Source organism: Clostridium facile, assembly GCF_014297275.1.
Classification (GTDB): Bacteria; Bacillota; Clostridia; order Oscillospirales; family Ruminococcaceae; genus Massilioclostridium; species Massilioclostridium facile.
Genome location: NZ_JACOQK010000001.1, coordinates 2,362,384 through 2,387,049, shown reverse-complemented (window position 1 = coordinate 2,387,049; position 24,666 = coordinate 2,362,384). Strand labels below are relative to the sequence as shown.

General features: G+C 41.6%; 19 protein-coding genes, 1 tRNA gene and 1 rRNA gene. 3 read left to right on the top strand and 18 right to left on the bottom strand.

The features are described 5' to 3' along the window. Positions 1 to 77: 77 nt before the first annotated feature. The 15 genes from H8Z77_RS09880 to H8Z77_RS09810 all read right to left on the bottom strand — a co-directional run bounded on the left by H8Z77_RS09880 (position 78) and on the right by H8Z77_RS09810 (position 17,068). Positions 78 to 1,602: ribosomal RNA gene (locus H8Z77_RS09880) — 16S ribosomal RNA — on the bottom strand. Between the two features lie 529 nt (positions 1,603 to 2,131). After that, a complete protein-coding gene (locus H8Z77_RS09875) occupies positions 2,132 to 2,341 on the bottom strand; it encodes a rubrerythrin (protein WP_069987976.1) in 210 nt (69 codons plus the stop codon). 527 nt (positions 2,342 to 2,868) lie between these two features. Then, positions 2,869 to 3,630: a class I SAM-dependent methyltransferase gene (locus tag H8Z77_RS09870; protein ID WP_186996899.1), complete on the bottom strand. Its 762-nt coding sequence runs from the start codon at positions 3,628 to 3,630 to the stop codon at positions 2,869 to 2,871. Positions 3,631 to 4,261: 631 nt separating this feature from the next. Further along, positions 4,262 to 4,338 (bottom strand) — tRNA-Arg (locus tag H8Z77_RS09865). Positions 4,339 to 4,567: 229 nt separating this feature from the next. Continuing rightward, on the bottom strand, positions 4,568 to 7,912 hold the full coding sequence (locus H8Z77_RS09860; RefSeq protein ID WP_186996898.1) for a glycosyl hydrolase: 3,345 nt from the start codon (positions 7,910 to 7,912) through the stop codon (positions 4,568 to 4,570). Between the two features lie 601 nt (positions 7,913 to 8,513). Then, complete coding sequence (gene acpP, locus H8Z77_RS09855) at positions 8,514 to 8,747, bottom strand: acyl carrier protein (RefSeq protein WP_069987969.1); 234 nt, start codon at positions 8,745 to 8,747, stop codon at positions 8,514 to 8,516. Positions 8,748 to 8,887: 140 nt separating this feature from the next. Then, positions 8,888 to 9,691, bottom strand: a complete 804-nt coding sequence (locus H8Z77_RS09850) for an acetyl-CoA carboxylase carboxyltransferase subunit alpha (RefSeq protein WP_069987968.1) — start codon at positions 9,689 to 9,691, stop codon at positions 8,888 to 8,890. Beyond that, the gene (gene accD, locus H8Z77_RS09845; RefSeq protein WP_069987967.1) at positions 9,688 to 10,554 is read right to left on the bottom strand and encodes an acetyl-CoA carboxylase, carboxyltransferase subunit beta; all 867 of its coding nucleotides are present in this window, start codon (positions 10,552 to 10,554) and stop codon (positions 9,688 to 9,690) included. The genes H8Z77_RS09850 and accD overlap by 4 nt, the downstream gene beginning before the upstream one ends. A 139-nt stretch (positions 10,555 to 10,693) precedes the next feature. Further along, a complete protein-coding gene (locus H8Z77_RS09840) occupies positions 10,694 to 12,037 on the bottom strand; it encodes an acetyl-CoA carboxylase biotin carboxylase subunit (protein ID WP_186996897.1) in 1,344 nt (447 codons plus the stop codon). Positions 12,038 to 12,142: 105 nt separating this feature from the next. Beyond that, complete coding sequence (gene fabZ, locus H8Z77_RS09835; protein WP_069987962.1) at positions 12,143 to 12,577, bottom strand: 3-hydroxyacyl-ACP dehydratase FabZ; 435 nt, start codon at positions 12,575 to 12,577, stop codon at positions 12,143 to 12,145. Between the two features lie 10 nt (positions 12,578 to 12,587). After that, positions 12,588 to 13,055: an acetyl-CoA carboxylase biotin carboxyl carrier protein gene (gene accB / locus H8Z77_RS09830; protein WP_069987961.1), complete on the bottom strand. Its 468-nt coding sequence runs from the start codon at positions 13,053 to 13,055 to the stop codon at positions 12,588 to 12,590. A 14-nt stretch (positions 13,056 to 13,069) separates the two neighbouring features. Continuing rightward, the gene (gene fabF / locus H8Z77_RS09825; protein ID WP_069987960.1) at positions 13,070 to 14,308 is read right to left on the bottom strand and encodes a beta-ketoacyl-ACP synthase II; all 1,239 of its coding nucleotides are present in this window, start codon (positions 14,306 to 14,308) and stop codon (positions 13,070 to 13,072) included. A 26-nt stretch (positions 14,309 to 14,334) separates the two neighbouring features. Then, complete coding sequence (fabG, locus tag H8Z77_RS09820; RefSeq protein WP_186996896.1) at positions 14,335 to 15,078, bottom strand: 3-oxoacyl-[acyl-carrier-protein] reductase; 744 nt, start codon at positions 15,076 to 15,078, stop codon at positions 14,335 to 14,337. Then, positions 15,071 to 16,036, bottom strand: a complete 966-nt coding sequence (gene fabK, locus H8Z77_RS09815) for an enoyl-[acyl-carrier-protein] reductase FabK (RefSeq protein WP_069987958.1) — start codon at positions 16,034 to 16,036, stop codon at positions 15,071 to 15,073. Before fabK ends, fabG begins: the two co-directional genes overlap by 8 nt. Before the next feature lie 33 nt (positions 16,037 to 16,069). Further along, positions 16,070 to 17,068 (bottom strand): 3-oxoacyl-ACP synthase III family protein, encoded by a 999-nt coding sequence (locus H8Z77_RS09810; protein ID WP_069987956.1) that lies wholly within the window; start codon positions 17,066 to 17,068, stop codon positions 16,070 to 16,072. Positions 17,069 to 17,386: 318 nt separating this feature from the next. On the opposite strand from H8Z77_RS09810, the gene fabD reads away from it, so the two are divergent. Genes fabD through H8Z77_RS09795 form a run of 3 tightly spaced genes read left to right on the top strand, consistent with a single transcriptional unit; the run spans position 17,387 to position 19,686 of the window. Then, on the top strand, positions 17,387 to 18,310 hold the full coding sequence (gene fabD / locus H8Z77_RS09805) for an ACP S-malonyltransferase (RefSeq protein WP_186996895.1): 924 nt from the start codon (positions 17,387 to 17,389) through the stop codon (positions 18,308 to 18,310). Positions 18,311 to 18,325: 15 nt separating this feature from the next. After that, on the top strand, positions 18,326 to 19,174 hold the full coding sequence (locus tag H8Z77_RS09800) for a shikimate dehydrogenase family protein (protein WP_186996894.1): 849 nt from the start codon (positions 18,326 to 18,328) through the stop codon (positions 19,172 to 19,174). An 8-nt stretch (positions 19,175 to 19,182) separates the two neighbouring features. Further along, positions 19,183 to 19,686, top strand: coding sequence for a shikimate kinase (locus tag H8Z77_RS09795; RefSeq protein WP_076939120.1), 504 nt, complete (start codon positions 19,183 to 19,185; stop codon positions 19,684 to 19,686). Positions 19,687 to 20,286: 600 nt separating this feature from the next. Here the strand turns inward: H8Z77_RS09795 and pflA are convergent. The 3 genes from pflA to H8Z77_RS09780 all read right to left on the bottom strand — a co-directional run bounded on the left by pflA (position 20,287) and on the right by H8Z77_RS09780 (position 24,663). After that, positions 20,287 to 21,015: a pyruvate formate-lyase-activating protein gene (gene pflA / locus H8Z77_RS09790; protein ID WP_069987951.1), complete on the bottom strand. Its 729-nt coding sequence runs from the start codon at positions 21,013 to 21,015 to the stop codon at positions 20,287 to 20,289. 111 nt (positions 21,016 to 21,126) lie between these two features. Continuing rightward, entirely contained in the window at positions 21,127 to 23,340 is a 2,214-nt protein-coding gene (pflB, locus tag H8Z77_RS09785; RefSeq protein ID WP_069987949.1) for a formate C-acetyltransferase, read from the bottom strand. Between the two features lie 381 nt (positions 23,341 to 23,721). Continuing rightward, complete coding sequence (locus tag H8Z77_RS09780) at positions 23,722 to 24,663, bottom strand: hypothetical protein (protein ID WP_186996893.1); 942 nt, start codon at positions 24,661 to 24,663, stop codon at positions 23,722 to 23,724. Positions 24,664 to 24,666: the final 3 nt, after the last annotated feature.

The following is a 24,666-nucleotide window of genomic DNA, read 5'->3' as shown; positions in this document are numbered from 1 at the left end:
ATTTTTCTGAAGACTCAGGGCCTTCAAAATTAAACAATATAGCTCCTAACATTCCCCATCCTGTCAGTTCTCCATAGAAAGGAGGTGATCCAGCCGCACCTTCCGATACGGCTACCTTGTTACGACTTCACCCTAATCATCAACCCCACCTTCGACAGCGCCCTCCTTGCGGTTAGGCTACTGGCTTCGGGTGTTGCCAACTCTCATGGTGTGACGGGCGGTGTGTACAAGGCCCGGGAACGTATTCACCGCGGCATGCTGATCCGCGATTACTAGCAATTCCGGCTTCATGCAGGCGGGTTGCAGCCTGCAATCCGAACTGAGACTATTTTTAGGGGTTTGCTCCTCCTCGCGGTATTGCTTCCCTCTGTTAATAGCCATTGTAGTACGTGTGTGGCCCAGGTCATAAGGGGCATGATGATTTGACGTCATCCCCACCTTCCTCCGTTTTGTCAACGGCAGTCCCATTAGAGTGCTCTTGCGTAGCAACTAATGGTAAGGGTTGCGCTCGTTGCGGGACTTAACCCAACATCTCACGACACGAGCTGACGACAACCATGCACCACCTGTCTCAACTTTCCCCGAAGGGCACCTAACATATCTCTATCTCGTTAGTTGGATGTCAAGACCTGGTAAGGTTCTTCGCGTTGCTTCGAATTAAACCACATACTCCACTGCTTGTGCGGGCCCCCGTCAATTCCTTTGAGTTTCAACCTTGCGGTCGTACTCCCCAGGTGGATTACTTATTGTGTTAACTCCGGCACGGAAGGTTGACCCCCCCACACCTAGTAATCATCGTTTACAGCGTGGACTACCAGGGTATCTAATCCTGTTTGCTACCCACGCTTTCGAGCCTCAGCGTCAGTTAAAGCCCAGTAGGCCGCCTTCGCCACTGGTGTTCCTCCTAATATCTACGCATTTCACCGCTACACTAGGAATTCCGCCTACCTCTACTTCACTCAAGAACAACAGTTTTGAACGCAGTTTATGGGTTGAGCCCATAGATTTCACATTCAACTTGCTGTCCCGCCTACGCTCCCTTTACACCCAGTAATTCCGGACAACGCTCGCTCCCTACGTATTACCGCGGCTGCTGGCACGTAGTTAGCCGGAGCTTCCTCCTCAGGTACCGTCACTATCGTCCCTGAAGACAGAGGTTTACAATCCGAAAACCTTCTTCCCTCACGCGGCGTCGCTGCATCAGGGTTTCCCCCATTGTGCAATATTCCCCACTGCTGCCTCCCGTAGGAGTCTGGGCCGTGTCTCAGTCCCAATGTGGCCGTTCAACCTCTCAGTCCGGCTACTGATCGTCGACTTGGTGAGCCGTTACCTCACCAACTATCTAATCAGACGCGAGCCCATCTTACAGCGAATTTCTTTGATTATCTTACCATGCGATAAGTTAATGTTATGCGGTATTAGCGTTCGTTTCCAAACGTTATCCCACTCTGTAAGGCAGGTTGCTCACGTGTTACTCACCCGTCCGCCACTAAGATAGTCCATCGTCACCCCGAAGGGATCTAACAGGTATCTCCGTTCGACTTGCATGTGTTAGGCGCGCCGCCAGCGTTCGTCCTGAGCCAGGATCAAACTCTTAATTTAATCATATCAAAACATCCTCTCGGATGATTTAATCTAGCTCGTATTACTCGAATACGCTAACGTCATTTTTTCTAAAATAACTAAAACTCTTGAATTAACAAGGATTGGTTCGTTTTCGTTACTTACTATATTGTTTAATTTTCAAGGTCCTGTTTTTGTCGTTTCTTGACCGCTGCCCTCAAGCAGCTTTACTATTTTATCACATCTCTGTGATTTTGTCAAGCTTTTTTGAAAGTTTTTTGTTTCTTTCGTTTCGCTTGCCTCAGAAGCGACTTATTTATTATATCATATCGCTTCCTCTTTGTCAAGATGTTTTTTCATCTTTTTTCGTTTCTTCCTTTTTGCTCAACGGCGCCTCTTGCCCTCCCGGCCGCTCTTCCGTTGCAGCTTTAATAATATATCACACCTTCTCCCTTTTGTCAACTACTTTTTCCTTTTTTCTTCGATTTATTTTATAAATTTCCATATTCACCTTAATATTGACCAAAAAAGAGCCTTTATTTACAAATAAAGGCTCTTAATAATCTATTTAGTGTTGATACTTATATAGTGTTTCACGGAATTTAGCAGCATGAACGCCTTCTTCTTCAGCATATTCGGCAAATAATCTAGCTACTTCCTTATCGTCTTTAATCTCCTGAGAATATTTTTCAAAATCTCTGACTAACTCCATTGAATTTTCCCAAGCCCTTAGCAACCTATCTTGTGTTGTGATTTTAATTTCATATTTATTTTCCATAGATAACATCTCCTTTTTTAGATTTATTATTACTGTAATATTAGTATAAAAACTTTTATGGCAAAATATACAGGGCATCTTCTATTTTCATTTTATATTTTACTGTTTCCGAATAAATAATTTTCTCATAGAAAAAACGATGTTATTAGAATATACAAGAAACAAAAATACATTTTTTATTGTATCTAGCAAAAATAGAATGAAATTTTCTCTTTTTTAAGTTGGCTATAACCGATATTTTATTACAGTGTTACAGCATCGGAAATCAGTATCAGTGTTGTGTGAAATAAATCTGGCTTTAAAATTTCTTATATTACGCACTGCATTTGGCATCGGCTTTTACTCTTCCCGCTCCAAATTCATATTTTTGGTATTTCATAGAGGTTATTTCCATTTTATTATTTTAGGTTGTTTTTATTATCTACAATATTATTTTCCCCATTCGATCTTTATAAATAAAAAATCCTACGGCTGCAAATTATCAACCGTAGGTATCAATTTATTCGATGATAAAAGTTATCTATTTTCTATATTTTTTTGCCAATATAAAAAACATATCCATAATACTGTTTATACTTTGTATATAGTTCCACTTCTCGTCTATCACCTTCGATATAAGCTTCAACCATTTGATTACCAGAGTACTTTTCCAAAAGTGATTTTTCCGCTGCTTCCCTTGGAGCGAAGTAATTTTGGATCCAACATTCTTCAGAAAGTGTAAATGAGGAAATAAAACGGTAACCAGTGTTTTGTAGGATAGATATATTGTTTTCTATACTATCCAAACCACTACCAGCATCCACCCAAAATTTTTCCACTTCAGAAGGACATTCATCAGTAAGCCAGGACGGACAAGTTACAGCTAGATAACCGCCCTTTTTCAGAAAACCATTCCAATAAGTTACGGCTTTTTCAAAACCAATCCCATCTATAACTCCTTCTGACCAAATTAGATCAAGCTCCTCTTTTTTAAAAGGAAGTTCTTCTACTGATCCAACAATACCAGTTACTCGGTTTTCAAGATGAAGCTGCTTTACGTTCTGATTAAAAATATCAATAAAATTAGGGATCATATCTACACCGATAATATGCCCAATCGTATTTTGTGCGATAACCATTGTTTGTCCACCAGTTCCACAACCTAAATCTGCAATGTAGGACTCCTCATTGAGATTGTCCACAAAGCTTAAAGCACGCATCGTCATTTCTGGACTTCCCGGTCCCTGTCTTTTTAATCCTATATGTGTTTCAATTAACAAATCAAACATTGTCATATTTTTATTTTCCATCCTATTACTCCTTCTTAATATCATCTTATTTAATAGCTACTGTATCAACTTTTGTTCCCTGCTATTATTTCATATTTCTTCTGTAAATAATCTTGTTTTTTCTAATAAGTTCTAAACTTTTATTTTGATCTATGGATTTTACTTTATCTGATATCTTGTATTCTCCCAAAAACGGATTTTTTATTATTTTTAGGTTTTTGTATATTCCATCTATTCGTCAGGTGCCTGCAAAAAAGAAAAGGAGCTGCACGCTTTTCAATGCTATAAGGGCCTTAAAAATTTGCTATCAAGACATGTGAGATTTCATGAGAAATTGAAACAGTTTCTTTATTTCGCATCAATCTTTTCCCAATTTATTGGCTTATAAGCTATTTTGTTTGTATGGCCTAATAAGAGTAAATCACAAGTAAAAGAAAAACCTTGAAAACATTTTTTGTTAAAATCTCAAAAAATTTCAACGAAATAGATACACAGCTTTTAATACGTGTACCTCATTTCGAACAAAAAAGGACTTAGAACGCAAATTGTATCCAAGACCAATCTGGGTTGGGATGACAAACTATAAGCGCGAGAACAAATCTAGAAACAAAGCAAAAACCTCGAACGCGACTTGCGCGTCGAGGTTCTCGACTGGTACGCCTGATGCGATTCGAACGCACGACCTTCAGAGTCGGAGTCTGACACTCTATCCAGCTGAGCTACAGGCGCATACAATGTTAATTTATTATATCATAAAATAACAAAAAAGAAAAGGGGGAAAAAAAGAAACCAAAAAAATTTTCATTTTTTTGCCCCTATCTAACATCAAATCCATCTGAACTAAAGCAAAATAATATCTGTGGCTATTAAATATTTTTCATTGGAAACAATCCAAATGAATGATAAAACACAAAAACTGCTCCAATCTGTATTGATTGGAGCAGTAATTCTATTTACTTTATTTTTTCCGTTTAAAATAAATAGCAGTAGCGCCAGAAGCCACTAGAGTAGCAACAATTGCGATTGGTAAGAAATCGCCTGTTTGTGGCTGCCCTGCCTGCTCCGAACTGGAGCTGGAAGAATATGTGGACTCATTGTCCGAGCTTGTTTCAGAAGAATGATCTGAAGAAGCCTCTGAGCTGGATGGATCAGTAATATCCTCTTTGATTGTAGTAATTTCTTCATAAGCATATGGTTTTAGCGTAACGCCGCCAATCATTCCATAATCCTCTGGAACTGCCTGTGCGGCCCATGTATCAGTAATAGAACCATAAGCAATTAGTTGGTTGCCTAAACAACTTGCCAGTTCTACCTGAATTGTATTTTCCCCTGGCTGCAATAAATCTCCTAAATCTACCGAGTAGGTTACCTGGTCTAAACACAATACAGTTCCATTTACAATCACCTGTGCCAAACGGCAAGCTAACTGATCAAACTGCAGTTCAGCTCCATCTATATTACTCCATTCCTCCGGTAGTTCAAATGTAATAGAATAATGTCCTATACCAGAAACATCGTTGCCTAGCATCTCTATATCGCTCCAGGAAACCAGTTGATCCAGTTTTCCTACTTCAATATCAGTCTTCTTGGTATCATTTTTGGTTTCAGTTGTCGTATCATCTTCCCAACGTTCTACCGTTAGATTCCAGCCAGAACTTAAATCATATGTATCTGGCAAGCTATTTACAGTTACTGTACGGGAGCTACCATCCTCCATCGACAACTGATAATCCCCGTTTGTAGAAGCTTTTAAATCCACAGTATTGCCATTTACCTGCGCTATCCCCTGAGATGGAATAACAGTGTTTTCGCTGGTCAAATCAGTGGCTGTCCCTGTTACGCTTGGCAGTCCAGAATCTGTAACAGCAACCATAATTGCTTCATTATCCTGCAAGCTAAATTCTCTGGTAATCGAACCATTTCCAACCATATAATCTGCCAGTTGAGTCACGTCACCAGACCAAAGGTCGATGAGGTAAACGTTCCCCTCGCCCTGCAATGTAATTTGTTGTGTAGTATCCTCTACTCCATCATTGTAGATATAATAGAAATCTCCACCATCAATTTCCCGGTGCGCTGTTATGAGTTCACAATCTTCCCCATAAGCCGCGCCTGGATGAACCCCTTGTTCTTGCATTGCGGCAACCAGTTCCTGTTGGGAGGCAACCGTTACTAAATGTTCGTGGTTTACAATTTCAGCTACGATTTTATCTAGTTTTGCCTGTTCCTGTTCCCAATGATAGAAGCTGGTGACTTGGGAAGGAAATTCCCCTATAACGAATACTGGCAGTCCTTGGTTCAAGTAATCCAGCACTTTTTCAGCAGTATCTACATTCATGTAAGTCTGGTTGCAGAACACCAACGCTTTATATCCCACACCTTCTGGGTCAATAATGCCGTTTTCACAGGTAGCAGAATCCAACTGCAATAGGTTTTCACTGACAAATTCATAGGAATACCCTGCGTTTGACATGGCCTGGTCTTCCCAGATAGGAGCATAGGTTCCATAATTATCGTTATATACGGCGACATCCACCTTTGCCGTACCAGACTGTAGAATATCCTGTGTCCTAGCAAGATAATCCGCGATTTCATCTTCAAATTCCCAACCAGGGTTCCTGCTGCCCCAGTTGTCCCCCAAACCATTGGTTCCAAATGTGGCATTTCCAGGCCAATATTTGGCTTCTCCACTGGTATGGGAATATCCGTGGAAAATCATCCGGTTTGCGCCCAGCGCATACTGTAACTGGGTATATTCCAGCATTTCAGGCCAAGTAAGACGGTAGGATCTAGCGTTGACCGCACCACATTCTGAAGAAATAATATTGTTATCCCCCAAATGGGCACCTGCGCTTACTATGCGGGATTTATCATATCCATGGATATATTGGCGTTTATCCATATCAAAGAAACCAACCGTTTCCACATCTGGATAATCCACCACAGAGGATAGGTATGCAGTGTCAAAGTTAAAGCTATATGCCTGCATTCGATAGGTCATCCCATTTTCGTGCGCCCAATCCTGAATCACAGAAATATGGTTTTCATCAAACAATTCGGTTATTACCTGGGCGTAATCTTTACGGATCCTCTCCGCAGTATCATCGTATTCATAATCCCCTGTCTGTTCATTGTAGGTTCCAAACTCATAATCATAGTATTCCACATTGGTAGAGCCACCCATGCTTTGCCCGTTGAGCATGGGTAGATATGGTGTCAAGTCATATCCAGCACGATTTTCAAACTCCTCTAAAAACGTGGTGCTCCATTCCAGGTTATCCGCGCCAAAATAGCTACCAAATTCCAATGAGTCCTCAAAAATACTCATGCCTACTTCCTGGATCAGATTTTTTAATTTTTCATTGGAAAGCAGTTCTTTTTCCCAAAAAGCAATATAGGACTCCGCACCTTCCTTGGTCATATAGTCCGCATAATATGCCGTTTCGGACATTCCGGTATTGCTGGTTGCACCGCTGAACCCCATCCAGTAAGAAAATACAGTGTATTCCCCTTCGTCTTCTGGTCTCCAATTGATGGTAACAGAACCAGTATCCTGATTATAGGTATAATCTACCCCTTCCTGCAATGCCTGCAGACTGTCAGGGTCTACCAGCGCGTTTTCAGAACCATTGGTCCTGCCTGGGATATTCGCGGAACCCCATACATAATATTGGTCCTCCCCTTTTTCAACTGGAGCGCTCTCCCGTACTACTTTTGCCACTGTAACTCCTTGCAGACTACGGTTCTGCAGAGGGTCTTCATCATTGTAATCTGTTTTTTGATCAGAATACAACACAGGGTTTTCTGCGGTATCTTTGGTCAATACAGCAGTATCCCCATTATAAAGGTTCTTTTCACTTGCGTCGTAATTGGTAAACGCATACTCTTTTGGTAAAGAAATCGGCCAGCTACAGGTTGCTGTTACATCAATGGTCAGATTGTGTTCTTTGGCAATCTCACAAAGCATGGTCAACATATCCACCCATGCTTCGCTTCCCCAACCGTAATCCTTTAAATCTTCCTGGTTATAAACATATTCCCCCATCAGGACGCTGACTTCAATCCCCTTAAATCCTTTAGCGGCAATATCTTCTACTTCCGCTTTTACAACATCACGGTCAGCCTTCATCGGTAAAGCCGCAGGTACCCACCAACGGAACATCGCTCCTGTAGACTGGTTCACTTCCATATGAAGTGGTTCTGTAGGATTAGCTGCCGAAACTAGCTGCGATCCGGCTACTGTAGCGGCTACACATACCCCTAACAGAGCGGCCAGGCATCGTTTTATTGCCTTTTTCTTCATTAAAAATTTCCTCCTATTAAAATAAACTTCTCCTTGGGTAAAATAATACCCTAGAATTATTTTTATTTTAAAATGGAAACTAATTCAAAACAATGTTGTTCTATGACCTTTTTCCGTTAAAATTTTACCTAAACTTCAAAAAACAGCCACATTTTATGGTATCTTGCTAAACCACTCTAATTGCCTTTTGAAAATTATTCCAGTTTTTCTCTTCTATTGAAATAACGCTTGCTTATGAATTAATAGTAGTATTCTTATTTTTCATTTCGTTATCTCTTCATCCATTTTTAAAAAGATTTATCGTTGTTCGTTTTTTCGTTTGAAAATACTTAAATTGAGACGTACACAATCCCGAAAAGAAGCATTACTGAATAAAGCCAAAAATATTGTTTACATTGCTTGTATTTTCAATGATAAACAAAAAAGCAATATATTTTGTCTGTGTAAAAATTTTTAGTCCGTTTCATCCTTTTTTACTTATATAAAACGTCCCCCCTCTTGTTGCTATTACGCTCGTATTTCTTCTTAGATAAAAATAAAAGGAAGATAACAGCATATAAAAAAAGCCTCTGGCAAGACCAGAGGCTTTTTTGATGAGGAATTATTCCTCAGTTTTTTCTTCAATAAATTTAACGATATCCCCAACTGTTTTGATGTTTTCAACTTCTTCATCTGGGATTTCAATATTGAATTCTTCTTCTAAAGACATTACCAGGTCTACAACGTCCAAAGAGTCTGCACCCAGATCGTCAGCGATAGCTGCCTCCATGGTTACTTTTTCTTCTTCAACGTCCAGCTGGTCAGCAATAATGCTAACAACTTTTTCAAATACCATTCGTCTCGCCTCCCTATGTGTTTTTTATAATAGTTGATACTCTTTGTCTAAAAAGAGATACTGCCCTGTTGGAACAGAGAACAGTAACATATTATAAAACGAAAGTAGCTTTCGTTTATAATTAATTTTATAAAAGACGCTTATTCAGAATAAACACCAATTTTTCTGAACTTATTATAACGGCTTTCCATCAAATTTGCAAGGTCTTTTTGCGAAATTCTTTGCAATGCCTCAAAAATATAGGTAGCAATATTTTGGGACATCAAAGAAAGGCTGTTGTGGGCTCCGCCAGCAGGTTCTGGAATCTCATAATCCGCAATCTCTAATTGGATCAAATCCTCTGCTGTGATACGCAAAAGATTCGCCGCTTCTTTTTCCCTGGAACCATCTTTCCAAAGAATGTTTGCGCACCCACGTGGGGACACTACAGAGTACACGGCATTTTCCAGCATCGCCAACTCATCGCATACCCCTAACGCCAGCGCACCGCCACTGCCACCTTCTCCGGTTACAATCGAGATAATTGGTGTTTTCAGGCTCATAAATTCCATCATATTGCGTGCAATTGCTTCCCCTTGGCCACGTTCTTCCGCGCCAATTCCACAATAAGCTCCTGGGGTATCAATAAAACAGATGACAGGACGATGGAACTTCTCCGCCTGCTTCGCTAAACGCAACGCCTTGCGGTAGCCTTCTGGATGGGCCATAGCGAAATTATGCTCTTTGTTGGTTTCTAAATCTTTTCCTTTTACCTGGGCAATAATCGTTACTGGTATACTGTGGAATCTAGCTATACCACCAATAATCGCCCGGTCATCGCTGTATAAACGGTCGCCACGGCATTCATAAAAATCATCAAAAATCAATGGAATATAGTCCAATACAGTTGGCCGCTCTTTATTGCGCACAATTTGGAGATGTTCCCATGCAGTTAATTCACTCATTGTAACCCCTCCATTGTATGCAGTTTTAATAAAGTAGAAAGTGTTTTACGCATTTTTGTACGCTCTACAATCATATCTACAAATCCATGTTCCATTAAAAATTCTGCGGACTGGAACTCATCCGGTAACCGCTGCTTAATGGTATCCTCTATCACGCGTCTTCCAGCAAACCCCACCAGGACTTTAGGTTCTGCAATAATAATATCACCAAGAGAGGCAAAAGACGCTGTTACACCTCCAGTAGTAGGGTCAGTTAATACGGTAATATACAACAACCCTGCCTCGCTGTGTTTTCCAACAGCAGCAGAAGTTTTTGCCATTTGGATTAAGGAGATCATCCCTTCCTGCATCCTTGCGCCGCCACTTGCAGTAAATAGAATAACAGGCAATTGTTTTTCTATCGCGCGCTCAAACGCTCTGGTAATCTTTTCCCCTACTACAGAGCCCATGGATGCCATCATAAAATGGGAGTCCATAATACCAATCACGCATTTACGTCCCCGAATGGTACATTCCCCAGTAATAACAGCCTCTTTTAATCCAGTTTTTACCTGTAAACCTTTTACTTTTGCATCATAACCTGGAAAATCAATTGGGTTTTCACTGGTCATATCCGCATCATACTCTACAAAACTGCCTTTATCCGCTGTTATCTCCAGGCGTTCCCTTGCTGTCAGCCGTGCATGGTAACCGCATTTTGTACAGACACTGTTGTTATTTTTAAATTCGTCCATAAAAGTAACCTGTTGGCACCTTGGACATTTAAACAGTAAATCAGAAGGAATATTTACATGGTTCTTCTTGCCCTGCTTAGTATCCTCACTTACACGGGATTTTACTACTTTAAATAAATCCTCCAGCAAAAGTATCCACCGCCCTTTCTCATAATATTTTAAACTATTTTACAATTTTTCCATTTCATTAAAACATATCCATTTATACCATCGAAAAATGAACGGCACAATAACCTGTTATGAAATAAGCTATAATTGATTAAATATTTTACTTATATCCTTTGCGACCTAAATAGCCAATATCTACGTTTCCTGTTTCAAAATCTTGGTCCCGCAATATATTCAACTGGAAATCAATATTGGTATCAATACCCTCTACAATAAATTCAGCCAGCGCCCATTTCATTTTCTGGATTGCCTCATACCTGGTTGGAGCATATGCCATTACCTTCGCAATCATGCTATCGTAATAAGGGGAAATTTCATATCCGCTGTAAACAGCGCTGTCAATCCGGATTCCGTTTCCCCCCGGCATATGTAGGGATTCAATTTTTCCTGGAGAAGGACGAAAATTCGCCTCTGGAGTTTCCGCATTGATGCGGCACTCAATGGCGTGCCCGGAAAGATGGACATCTTCCTGGGTAAAGCCAAGCCTTTCACCAGCTGCGATTAAAATTTGATTTTTCACCAAATCAATCCCCGTAACCAGTTCTGTAATACCATGCTCTACCTGAATCCTGGTATTCATCTCCATAAAATAAAAGTTTTTATCCGCATCTACTAAAAACTCAACAGTACCTGCATTATAATAACCGCAAGCCAATGCAGCTGATTTTGCTGCTTCCCCCATTTTCTCACGCAATTCTGGAGTCATAATCGGGCTTGGGGATTCCTCAATCATTTTCTGGTTCCGACGCTGTACAGAACAGTCACGTTCCCCCAAGTGGACAACATTACCATACTGGTCCGCTAACACCTGAATTTCCACATGGCGAGGATCTACGATAAATTTTTCCAAATAAACCCCATCATCTCCAAAGAAACTCAATGCTTCTGTTTTTGCCGCCGTGATTGCGGCCTCCAGCTCATCCGGGGTATCTACTTTGCGGATTCCCCTGCCGCCGCCACCAGCAGAAGCTTTTACCATGACTGGATAACCAATCCGTTCCGCAATCTCTTTGGCTTCTTCTACACTGTTCACTACACCGTCTGAACCTGGCACAACAGGCACGTTTGCATTTTTCATGGTCTGTTTTGCGTTTGCTTTATCCCCCATCATATCCATAGAAGTATAACTTGGACCAATAAATGTCACACCACACAATTCACAGGTTTTTGCAAAAGAACTGTTTTCGGATAAAAATCCAAATCCTGGATGGATTGCGTCTGCACCGGTTACTTCACATGCCGCCAAAATAGCTTGTATATTCAAATAGCTGTCTTTTGTGGCAGCAGGGCCAATACAAATTGCCTCATCCGCAATCTGTGCATGCAAAGCGCCTCTGTCCGCTTCCGAAAACACCGCCACTGTGCCAATCCCCAGTTCACGGCAAGCGTGGATGATACGCACCGCAATCTCCCCACGGTTGGCAATCAAAACTTTGTTAAACAAAACAACTTCCCTCCGTCCGCATTTTCTTATTGCGTCCTTATTGTCAGTATAAAAACAATAGTGAGAAAAACCGGCTAGCCTGTTACAGCCTCCGGTCTTTCAGGCTTATTTCTCTGAAATCGCAAACATAATTTCAGCGGTTACCGCTTTTTTGCCATCTACCGTTGCCACTGCTTTTCCAATCCCCAACGGACCACGAATTTTGATAATTTCCACTTCCAGTTTCAAAGTATCCCCTGGCATTACTGGCTGTTTAAAGCGCGCCTTGTCAATCCCCGCAAATACCGCAATTTTGCCTTTGTTTTCCGGCAGGGAAAGAACGGATACCGCCCCAGTCTGTGCCAGCATTTCAATCATCAATACGCCTGGTTGAATTGGATGGCCTGGAAAATGGCCACGGAACCAATCCTCATCTTCTTTAATATGTTTTAACGCTACCGCTCGAACCCCTGGTTCCAATTCCAGCACTTCATCAATCAACAAAAACGGATCTCTATGTGGAATAATCTCTTTAATTTGTTCTTGGTTTAATAATGCCATACCAATCTCCTTATTCAATCACCATAATCGGTTGGTTATAATCAACGCTATCCCCGTTTTGCACCAAAATCTGAGCTACTTTTCCGCTGTACTCACTTTTGATTTCATTCATCAGCTTCATGGATTCTACGATGAACAGCACATCCCCTTTTTGGACAGTCTGCCCAACAGAGACATAAGGAGCCTTATCTGGGGATGGACTTGCGTAGAAGGTGCCAATAATCGGTGATTTTACTACATTACCAGATAATTCTGGTGCTGCTTCTGTTGGTACAGCAGTGTTCGCAGCTGTAACTGGTGCTATTGGTGCCGCAGCAGATGGGGCAGCTACTGTCGTAACAACAGTTTCTTTTTCTTTCTGTGCTTCAATCTCAATTTCAAAATCATCGCTTTTCAATTTTAATTTTGTAATACCGGATTTCGCAACTTTATCAATTAAGTAATCAATTGTTTCGGTTTCAAATGTAAAGTTTGCCATGCAGGACACCCTCCTTAATCTTCATATTTTTTAAAACAGATGGTTGCATTGTGTCCGCCAAATCCCAAAGAGTTGGACAGCGCATAATGGATATCTGCTTTGCGAGCCTGATTTGGAACACAATCCAGGTCACAATCCTCATCTGGAACCTGATACCCAACAGTTGGAGGGACAATCCCATCCCGCAATGCCAATGCAGTTACAATCCCTTCTACAGCACCAGCAGCACCCAGCATATGGCCTGTCATAGATTTAGTAGAACTTACCATCAACTTACTTGCATGATCTCCAAATGCCTGTTTAATTGCAGAGGTCTCCACTCTTTCATTCAATGGTGTGGAGGTACCATGAGCGTTAATATAATCAATATCTGTCATCTGTAGTCCAGCGTCCTGTACCGCGAATTCCAAACATTTTGCGGCCGCCCCTGCTCCTGGATCTGGGCTAGTAATGTGATAAGCATCCCCAGTTGCGCCATAACCTACAATTTCAGCGTAGATTTTTGCGCCTCTAGCTTTTGCGTGTTCCAGTTCTTCCAGGATTAAAATACCAGCGCCTTCTCCCATGACAAACCCACTGCGTTCTTTGTCAAATGGGATAGATGCACGGTCAGGATCATCGCTTTTGGTCAATGCGGTCATATTGTTAAATCCGGCTGCGGAAAACTTTGTAATACAAGCTTCCGCACCACCAGCAACACAAGCGTCCAATAATCCATATCGGATTTTATGGAATGCTTCTCCCAATGCATGGTTGGAGGATGCACATGCGGTCACAGGACAGAAGTTCGCCCCTTTTAAGCCGGTACGGATCGAAATCATACCGGAAGCCATATTCGCAATCATGGAAGGGATAAAGAATACGGATACCCGTTTTGGCCCCTTTTCCAGGTATTTGTTGTGTTCTGCCTCCCAGGTATGTAACCCACCGATACCACTGCCTACAATTACACCAACGCGGTATGGGTCATATGCCTCTTTTAATTCGCAACCACAATCCTTCATCGCGTCCAGTGCGGCAGCTACTGCCAGCTGGCAATAACGGTCGGTACGGCGCGCTTCTTTTTTATCCATATATTCTTCGCTGTTAAAATCATTATCCAAAGCAGCTACTTTAATGTCAAAATCAGATGTATCAAATGTGTCAATCAAACGGATTCCATGTTTGCCAGCACAAATATTTTCCCAAAAAACTTCCTTCGTGTTCCCAATGGCGCTTTTTACACCAATCCCAGTGATCACAACTCGTTTCATTGGTATCCTCCTCTATTTTCTATTCATTACATGCTCAAACAACCATCAATTAAGATGACCTGTCCACTTACATAACTAGCGTCTGGACCAGCTAAGAAAGAAACAACGCTTGCCACTTCTTCTGGTTCCCCATAACGGCGCAAAGAAATCTGCTTTTTAATCGCATCTTTAATATCGTCACCCAATACTGCTGTCATCTGAGTATTAATAAAGCCTGGCGCAATTGCGTTTACATTGATATTGCGGGCGCCTAATTCTTTTGCGGCGGTTTTTGTCATGCCAATAATCCCAGCTTTGGAAGCGGAATAGTTAAACTGCCCCGCATTGCCGTTTACCCCAGCAACAGAAGAAACATTAATGATGCGGCCGCCTTTTTGTTTCATCATAATACCGCTCACATGGCGGATCATGTTAAATACACTTTTGTAGTTAACGTTGGTAACAGCGTCAAACTGCGCTTCGCTCATACGTGCTACCAAACCGTCTTTGGTAATCCCTGCGTTGTTCACCAATACATCGATAGTGCCAAAACGTTCTTTTACCGCTTTTACCATTCCGGCGCAAGCGTCAAATTGGGAAACATCGCAGATAAAGCATTCTGCTTCCACTCCAAATTCACGGCAAGCCTCTGCTGTCTGCACACCACCGTTTTGCACTTCATTTTCACTATAACAATTAATCGCAATGTTAAAACCGTCCTTTGCTAGGCGTTTCGCCATCGCCGCACCCAGTCCCTGGGATGCTCCTGTAATCAATGCTGTTTTAGCCAATAAAATCCCCTCCGTTTTCTGAAATTATTTTGCCAGTTGCAGAGATCCAAAGTTCCGCTTGGGAAAACATTTCCAAGATAATCTCCGCCGCCGGTTGAATTCTATCTATCATTCCCGCAATCTGTCCTGCCATAAAGCTTCCATGTTCGGTGTCCCCGTACATCACTGCTTTTTTTAGAGAACCTACGGTAAATTCTTCAAATTCTTTTGGGTCGGCATTTGCCTTTTCCAAAGCCAGTACATTTTTGGTGAATTTATTTCGGATTTGACGGACTGGATGACCAGTTTTCCGCCCGGTAACCGCTGTATCAGTGTCTTTCGCACGTAACACCATAGCCTTGTAATTGGGGTGAATATGGCATTCCTTCGCCACTAGAAAACGAGTTCCAACTTGAACTCCTTCTGCTCCTAACATCAGCGCGGCAGCAATTCCACGTCCATCCGCAATTCCTCCAGCCGCAATGACTGGAATAGATACCGCATCCACCACCTGTGGAACCAAAGTCATGGTAGTTAATTCTCCAATATGGCCTCCTGCTTCGCATCCTTCCGCGATCAGGGCATCCGCCCCTGCCCGCTCCAGGCGTTTTGCCAACGCAACTGTGGGCACCACAGGAATTACTTTAATTCCTGCTTCCTTCCACATAGGGATAAGTTTTCCCGGATTTCCCGCGCCTGTTGTCACAACGGGAACCCTCTCTTCCACCATGAGTTCTGCCAGTTCTTCGGCATATTCACTCATCATCATGATGTTTACCCCAAACGGCCGGCGAGTAAGCTGCCTTACCTTGCGGATTTCATCCCGAATAATCTCCGGCGGCGCATTGCCCCCGGCAATAATCCCGACGCCTCCGCCATTGGAAACTGCCGCCGCTAAACGTGCGTCAGCAACCCAAGCCATACCACCCTGCAAAATAGGGAATCGAATCCCCAATAACTCCGTTATTCTTGTTCTCATCCAACAATCCTCCGTCTTTCGGTGTAACGGAAATTATATTGTAAATACAGTTGCACCGTAAACCAGACCAGCTCCAAAGCCTACCAGGGCGATTTTATCCCCCTCTTTTAGACGGCCTGCACGTTTTAACTCATTTAAACAAACAGGGATGCATGCGCTAGAAATATTACCATATCGATCAATATTCAAATAAAAATGGTCCATACTCAACCCCAAGTTTTTCGCCGCTGTTTCGATGATGCGGTAATTTGCCTGATGGGGTATAATCAATGCCAAGTCCTCTACTTTTATACCGGCTTTTTCGCATGCCTTGTGTAACCCTTCTGGCATAGCACGGGTGGCAAATTTATAAACATCCCGTCCATCCATGTGCATATAATGTTCCCTTCCCTGTGGGAATAAATCCAGATATTTTTCCCTGCCTTCCTGGGTGGTAAATGCATTGCCTGGACGGGCATTCTGGGCATAAATCTTGTTTGCGTCCTGGGCTTCACATTCCAAATAAGTGTAGCAGCGGTTTGGTCCTGCTGTTACTACTGCCGCGCCAGCACCATCCCCAAATAGTACACAGGTGGAACGATCTTCATAATCCACTAATTTGGTAATATTCTCAGAACTGATAATCAATACAGTTTTTACATCGTCATCCATGGCAATATATCGCTGTGCCATGTCAAAGCCATAAACAAACCCTGCACACGCACAGTTAATATCAATGCTAAACGCCTTGTGAATTCCCAGTTTTCCCTGCATGATATTCGCAGTAGAAGGCGTATAGTAATCCCCTGTTACACTAGTGGAAATTACCATATCAATCTCATCCGGTGTAACGCCAGCGTCCTCCATTGCCTGTTTCGCTGCCTGTACACCCATATACCAGGTTGGTTCCCCATTGGATGGATGGCGCTCTTTAATTCCTGTTCGTTTTGTGATCCATTCGTCTGATGTGTCTACAATTTTGGTAAAATCTTCATTGGTGGCCACTGTTTCTGGAATATACATACCAGTACCAATTAGCTTAATTCCTGTCAAAATTTTATCCTCCAATTCTAACAATCAAAATATTATCTATTATATAATCAATTTATATGAAAATCCACTTGCAATTTTTGCCCTATGTATGTTAAAATTTTATTCAACTGGATTACTTATAATAAATCTCAATTATAATCATATTAGCAACTTGCTGCTTTGTCAATAAAATTAGGGTACTTTTGGTAAAACGTGTTCTATCTTTAACACTGCGTTCACATCATAGCGGTGATTAGTTCATTGTTTTTTCATATTTTCGCTATATTGTCTATCTTATAACAGGATGATTGTAAAGCAGCTATAAGGGAGGAAACGCTTATGAAAAAAACTGTTTACCTGTTTTCCGGCCAAGGTTCCCAATACTCTGGCATGGGAAAAGAAATCTGTGAAATGAATCCCGCCAGCTTGCAGATTTATGAATGTGCAAGCGATATTTTAGGGTTTGATTTAGCAAAAATCTGCTTTGACGGGGAAGAAGCTGAGCTGGCAAAAACCGGCGTGGCGCAGCCAGCTATCATGGCAACATCCCTTGCAGTATTGGAATTAATGGAAAATGAAGGCATCCCATTTGAAGCAGTCGCCGGACACTCTTTAGGGGAATACGCCGCTATGGTAGCAAGTGGTATGCTATCCCTGGAAGATGGCTTCCGTGTCATCAAAGAACGTGCTGCCGCCATGCAAGAATGTGCGGAACATCAGGATGGCAGCATGTATGCAATCTTAGGATTGGACAGCGATACCATTGCGGAGATCTGTGCATCCATTGATGGCTACGTGGTACCAGTTAATTATAACAGCCCTGCTCAAACGGTCATTGCTGGAGAAACCCCAGCAGTAGAAGCTGCTGTAACTGCTTTTGAGGGCAAAGCTCGCCGTGCCGCAAAACTAAATGTTAATGCAGCGTTCCATTCCAAACTCATGCAACCAGCTGCAGATCGTTTTAAACAGGCAATCTCCGGTATTTCTTTCCATACTCCCGCAATTGATTTTTACGCAAACCTAACAGGTGCTAAATTGGAAGACTTTTCTGATATGCCAAGCTATCTGGCTTCCCATCTGGTTTCCCCAGTACAGTTTGTGAAAGAATTAAACGCTCTCCAACAAGCTGGCTTTGAAAACTATGTAGAATTAGGTCCAAACAAAGTCCTGACAGGGCTTGTGAAAAAGACTTTAAAAGATGTCACTGCTGTGAATGTGGAAAACAAAAAAACGGTGGAAGCAGCTTTGGCAAAACTTCAATAAGGCGGCGATCAGTTTATGTCAACACAACATTACGCTTTAATAGGGCACCCTTTGGGACATACCATGTCCCCACCGATCCATAAGCGTTTATTTGAATTATCTGGTAACCTGGATGCGGATTATATTGCTCAGGATATCCCTTTGGAAAAATTTGACGATGTAGCGGACCAACTCTTCCAGCTCAATGGATTTAATATTACAATCCCATATAAAATTAAAATGTTACGCCATTTGGATCAGCTAGACCTTTCTGCCAAACGGTATGGGGCGGTTAATGTTGTAAAATGTGGTGAAAAAAATATTGGCTATAATACCGATGTAACCGGTTTTCTCCGTTCCATCGAAATGTTGGGCACTGATTTAACTGGAAAAGTCCTACTATTAGGTTGCGGTGGTGCTGGTAGGATGATGGCAATCGAAACCGCTTTGGCTGGGGGCGATTTGACGATTGCTGTCAGGGAATCTTCCTATGAAAAAGCAGAAAATACTTATAATAATATCAAATTACTTTCTCCAGAATCCTCTGTACACATCACTTCTTTGCAGGCGGTTACTGGAAAATACGACTTGATTTTGAATGCGACCCCCAGTGGTATGTATCCCCATAACGACGAATGTCCCGTTTCTCCAGAAGTTGCAGGAAATACAGCATTCCTATTTGATGCGATTTACAACCCACGGGAAACTCAATTGATGAAACTGGCAAAAGCCAATGGAGCAAAAGTCATGGGTGGCATGAACATGTTGGTGTGGCAGGCGGCTGTTTCCCACGAAATTTGGGAGGACGCCAGCTATTCCAAACAGGATATTCAGGCATTGGTTGCAGAAATGGAGGAAATGGTCACAGCCCAGTTTGGTGACTAAATGATATTATGGCAAAAACAATTTACTTATGTGGATTTATGGGATGCGGAAAAACTACTATTGGCGTGAAACTCTCCAAGATGATGGGGCGAAGCTTTGTGGATATGGATGATTATATCGAAAAAAAGCATCACCTCACTATACCACAGATTTTTGCCCAATTTGGGGAACAGACTTTCCGCCAATACGAAACAGAAGCTATTCGGGAGCTATCTCATCAAGGAAACTTAGTCGTTGCTACAGGTGGCGGCGCTATGACAATAGAACAGAATGGTACGCTGGCAAAACAAAATGGAATTGTCTTGTTTCTAGATGCGCCTTTTGAGGATTGTTATCATAGGATTGCAGGAGATTCCAATCGTCCTAACGCCCATTCCCGCACCAAGGAAGAACTATTGGAACTATACCAAACACGTTATCCACTCTATCAAAAAAATTCCAGTTATACGATTGATGCCTCTGATTCCCCTCTGATGATCGCCAACCGGATTCTCCAGTTATATAACCGGTAATACTGGTTTTCTTCCTATTATCAGGTATCCCTTATCTGATAATAGGTTTTTTGTTATTTTGGTGGGATCATGCTATATAGAAAGGATTCAATACTCCAAAGATATCCTATGGGTAATCCCCCCTCAACATATTACTTACCTCGCTTGTCGCGCAATCAATATAGAAATTTCCGTTTCTATAAAATTGTTCTATTTCCAGACGATTCCTATTAGCTCCTACTTTACTCCACGTTTAAAGTGAAAGATTTTATTCTCATCGACAGATAAAATTTTTTTGATAAGACCGTAACAATAAAAAAACGGATTCCAACTGCTTTCCTCGAAAGGAAATATTTCGGAACTATTTAGGGTTTTGGTAAGTGCTGAATGACATCATTTTTAAAATCATTTATCGCATGGGAGAGATTTATTTTTCCATTATTTTATTATTGGATTAACACGAATCATACTTGTAACAAAATGCCCATAAAACCCCAGCGCCATATCTATTCGTTTTTATAAAAAAGTTTTTATCGCTTTCTCTACTTTAAATTTTCTTTCATAAAAAAACCAACAAACCCCCTTCCACAGATAATCTTGTGTGAAAGGGGTTTTGTTGATTTAGTTTAGTTGCAATCCACGGGAGGTAAAAATCTCTTTTACCCACGTCATTTCTTCTTTGGTTGGTTCCTGTGTATCTCCCAAGGAATAAGGCTCCCTCAATTCTTTCCATTTATATTCCCCCATCTTGTGAAATGGCAGCAGCTCCACTTTTTCGATGCAGGAATAAGCTTTCGCAAAATCAGCCAATCGTTCCAGTTTATCACGATCCAATGTGTAACCTGGGACAACCACATGGCGCAGCCATACCTGTTTGCCATGCTCCTGGCAGTATTCCAAAATAGCTTTAGCGTTTTCATTTCCCATACCAGTCAGCTCTTTTGCGCCGTCGGTATCAATATCCTTCATATCCAACAGCAGCATATCTGTCTGTTCCAATGCTGGCAGTGCTTTCTCCAGAGGGATTCCTCCAGAAGTATCAATGGCAGTGTGGAATCCTTTCTCTTTACATCGCTTTAATAGGTCAGCAACAAATTCAGTCTGCAATAAGGGTTCCCCACCGGATACCGTAACCCCACCTTTTTTAATAAAATTGCGGTAGGATTCTATTTGGTTTGCCAAGGTTTCTGTATCAATTTCCGTTCCGTCCTTTGGGTTCCAGGTATCCGGATTGTGGCAGAATTTACATCGCAATGGGCATCCCTGCATAAATACAATAAAACGGATGCCGGGACCATCTACTGCGCCAAAACTTTCTACCGAATGGATTCTTCCAATTTTACCAGCCATGTTTACCTCCCGATCATACTACACCAAATTGGTTGACTTTCCCTTACAAACGAATGATCCCACGCATCTTGCGCAGGATCATCACTACAATATCATCTTATTCTAAGCAGATTAGAAACGGTCATGGAATGTTCTGTTGATAACATCCAATTGCTGTTCCCTGGTCAGTTTAATAAAGTTTACTGCGTAGCCGGATACACGGATGGTCAGCTGAGGATATTTTTCTGGGTGATCCATAGCGTCCAACAGAACCTCACGGTTCATTACATTGACATTAATATGGTGCCCTTCATCCGCAAAATATCCATCCAACAGGGTTACTAGATTATTTTCCTGCTGATCTAATTCCTTACCCAAAGCACCTGGTACAATTGAGAAGGTATAAGAAATTCCATCTTCTGAATAGTCATATGGAAGTTTCGCAACGGATTTCATCGAAGCAACACAGCCGTTGGTGTCTCTGCCATGCATTGGATTTGCACCAGGTGCAAATGGTTCCCCTGCGATACGTCCATCTGGTGTGGAACCAGTTTTCTTACCATATACCACGTTGGAAGTAATGGTGAGGATGGACATGGTTGGAACAGATTCACGGTAGGTGCTGTGTTTTCTCAGTTTTGTCATGAAGCTTTTTACCACTTGAACCGCAATTTCATCTACACGTTCATCGTTATTTCCGAATTTCGGATAATCGCCTTCAATTTTAAATTCGGTGATTAAACCGTCTTCATTGCGAACTGGGGTAACCTTTGCGTATTTAATAGCGGACAAGCTATCTGCTACTACGGATAAACCTGCGATACCGCCTGCCATTGTCCTCAGAATAGTTTCATCGTGCAATGCCATCTGCGCTTTTTCATAGCAATATTTATCATGCATGTAATGGATAACATTCAGGGTATTGATATACAATTTTGCCAGCCAGCTGGTGATAAAGTCAAATTTACGGATTACTTCATCGTAATTCAGTGGGCCGTCCCCAACTGGAGCGATTTCTGGAGCAACCTGCATGTTATAACGTTCATCTTTACCGCCGTTTAACGCGTACAGCAATGCTTTTGCCAGGTTACAACGCGCGCCGAAGAACTGCATCTGTTTTCCGATTCTCATAGCGGATACACAACACGCAATACCATAATCATCGCCGTATTTATCTCGCATGATGTCATCGTTTTCATATTGGATCGCGGAAGTTTCAATGGAAATTTTAGCCGCGTATTTTTTGAAGTTTTCTGGTAAACGTTCGGACCACAGGACAGTCAGGTTTGGTTCTGGAGCTGGGCCCAGGTTGATCAGGGTGTGTAAGAAACGGAAGGACATTTTTGTTACCATGTGGCGTCCATCATTGCACATACCGCCAATGGATTCTGTTACCCAGGTTGGATCACCGCTGAACAGTTCATCGTATTCAGGGGTTCTCAGGAAGCGGACCATTCTCAGCTTCATAATAAAGTGGTCAACAAATTCCTGGATTTGTGCTTCGGTAAAGGTACCGTTTTTCAAATCTTCTTCCGCGTAAATATCCAAGAAGGTAGATACACGACCTAGGGACATTGCAGCGCCGTTCTGGTCTTTTACTGCTGCCAAGTAGCCAAAGTATACCGCCTGAATTGCTTCCTGTGTGTTGGTAGCAGGTTTGGAGATATCACAGCCATATCTTGCAGCCATGCTCTTCATTGCTTCCAAAGCACGGATTTGTTCAGAAAGTTCTTCCCTTTGACGGATGGTTGGGCTGTCCATATAGTCAAAAGCAAAGTTTTTCTTTGCGATTTTCTTTTCTTCGATTAACTTGTCAATCCCATACAAAGCAACACGGCGGTAGTCGCCAATAATCCTTCCACGGCCGTATGCGTCTGGTAAACCAGTGATAATCGCACAGTGGCGAGCTGCCCTCATTTCATCGGTATAAACATCGAATACACCGTCGTTATGGGTTTTTCTGTGTTTAAATACACGTGCAACCTTTGGATCCATCTCTTTGCCGTATGCTTTTAAGGAAGTTTCCACCATACGGATTCCACCGTAAGGCATAATCGCACGTTTTAAAGGCTCGTTAGTCTGCAAGCCAACAATTGTTTCCAGGTTTTTATCAATATAGCCTGGAGCATATGCGTCAATAGCGGAGATTGTTTTTTCGTCAATATCCAATACGCCGCCGGCTTCCCGCTCTTTTTTCATTAAATCGGTTACTTCTTGCCAGAGGTCTTTTGTTTTTTCGGTTGGTCCAACCAGAAAGCTGTCATCACCATCATATGGTGTGTAGTTTCTTACAATAAAGTCACGTACATTGATTTCTTTGTTCCATTTTCCTGTTACAAAATCCATGTATTTTCCCTCCTGTTTTTGTATGACTGCCTTTGTTCACTTTCCTTCGATAAAGAACTATTCCGTCCATCCTTTATCTCGCATTAATATCTTAACAAACCACAAGAATAATGTCAAACAATTGTACGCCAAACTTTCTGCAACAAACTATACTTATTTTGTATATATTATATAGGAATCATTCCTAACATTGCAATAAAACGTTTTTTCATAAATAAACCAAGAATTTATTTCTTTATCAAATAAATTTTTCTCTTTTTCTCAAAAAAACAAAAATAATTTTTGCTTCCAAATCTTTGTTTTTATTCATTTTTTTGGAAACAATAAGTCTACTATGATCAATTCCTATCAAAATAAGGGCGAATCAACATCGCCCTTCTATTATCGAACCCTATCTTTTACCTTCTGGTAAACCAATATTCCTCCAGTTGTCAGAAGAAACGCCGCTACAATAATCAGTAAAACAATTCCTTCCGGTTTAATGCCTTCTAAAAATTTCGGCCTGGTTGGGTTCGTAATTAATCCAGGTTCTCCTCCGTAAGGGAAAACGTGCTTATGTTCTTTTACGCGGTTTATCCGTTCCGCAAAGTCCTTATAGGTATAGCGCTGTCCATCTATAAAATCACCGGCTGATTTCATATCTCCTGATATTTTTTCTATACCGCTTACACTAAAATCTTTAATTGGAACCATATAAACAGGTTTTTTATCCTGTAAAACGAGGCTATACAATCCTCTCATCTTATTACAATCGCCAAAAAATATTTTATGTACCCTCTGATCGAAATTCGTATTGATCAAAGCGTCATCCAGTATTTCCGTTGGTAACTTGGAAGCGTTTGGATAATAATACGATAATGAGGTCTGCCAGCGGACCTCCTGATTGGCAATTATGCGGAGGGAGGAATCGGTCAACAGCCCTTTGCTATTTGTGTTTAATTTTCGGTTCAAACGACAGCTCACAATAAAATGCCCATTATCGGTGAGAACCGGAATATTCCAAGCATATTCCGCACGAGGCAACTCCTGCTCCAAATCCTCTAGTTTTAATGGATTTACCATATAAGATTTGTATGCCAATTTAAAATGAATATTTTCTTTTTCAACGGTGATATCTAAATTACTGGAACGGATAATGGTACGGGTTTCACTTAAGATACTCCCTGAAAGCTTTTGTATTTTCTCAAATTCTTCTGCTTGAAGCAATGATTCATATCCATTTTCATTCCATACCAGTTCCCTTGTTTCCACATCGGATGAACACGCTGTTAGGATAGAAAACAGCAGTAGCATACAAGATAAGCAGGATAAAATCTTTTTCATACG

Coding starts and splice junctions, on each gene's coding strand:
- H8Z77_RS09875 (WP_069987976.1), bottom strand. CDS start 2,341: ATGGAAAATAAATATGAAATTAAAATCACAACACAAGATAGGTTGCTA.
- H8Z77_RS09870 (WP_186996899.1), bottom strand. CDS start 3,630: ATGGAAAATAAAAATATGACAATGTTTGATTTGTTAATTGAAACACAT.
- H8Z77_RS09860 (WP_186996898.1), bottom strand. CDS start 7,912: ATGAAGAAAAAGGCAATAAAACGATGCCTGGCCGCTCTGTTAGGGGTA.
- acpP (WP_069987969.1), bottom strand. CDS start 8,747: ATGGTATTTGAAAAAGTTGTTAGCATTATTGCTGACCAGCTGGACGTT.
- H8Z77_RS09850 (WP_069987968.1), bottom strand. CDS start 9,691: ATGAGTGAATTAACTGCATGGGAACATCTCCAAATTGTGCGCAATAAA.
- fabZ (WP_069987962.1), bottom strand. CDS start 12,577: ATGGCATTATTAAACCAAGAACAAATTAAAGAGATTATTCCACATAGA.
- accB (WP_069987961.1), bottom strand. CDS start 13,055: ATGGCAAACTTTACATTTGAAACCGAAACAATTGATTACTTAATTGAT.
- fabF (WP_069987960.1), bottom strand. CDS start 14,308: ATGAAACGAGTTGTGATCACTGGGATTGGTGTAAAAAGCGCCATTGGG.
- fabK (WP_069987958.1), bottom strand. CDS start 16,036: ATGAGAACAAGAATAACGGAGTTATTGGGGATTCGATTCCCTATTTTG.
- fabD (WP_186996895.1), top strand. CDS start 17,387: ATGAAAAAAACTGTTTACCTGTTTTCCGGCCAAGGTTCCCAATACTCT.
- H8Z77_RS09800 (WP_186996894.1), top strand. CDS start 18,326: ATGTCAACACAACATTACGCTTTAATAGGGCACCCTTTGGGACATACC.
- H8Z77_RS09795 (WP_076939120.1), top strand. CDS start 19,183: ATGGCAAAAACAATTTACTTATGTGGATTTATGGGATGCGGAAAAACT.
- pflA (WP_069987951.1), bottom strand. CDS start 21,015: ATGGCTGGTAAAATTGGAAGAATCCATTCGGTAGAAAGTTTTGGCGCA.
- pflB (WP_069987949.1), bottom strand. CDS start 23,340: ATGGATTTTGTAACAGGAAAATGGAACAAAGAAATCAATGTACGTGAC.
- H8Z77_RS09780 (WP_186996893.1), bottom strand. CDS start 24,663: ATGAAAAAGATTTTATCCTGCTTATCTTGTATGCTACTGCTGTTTTCT.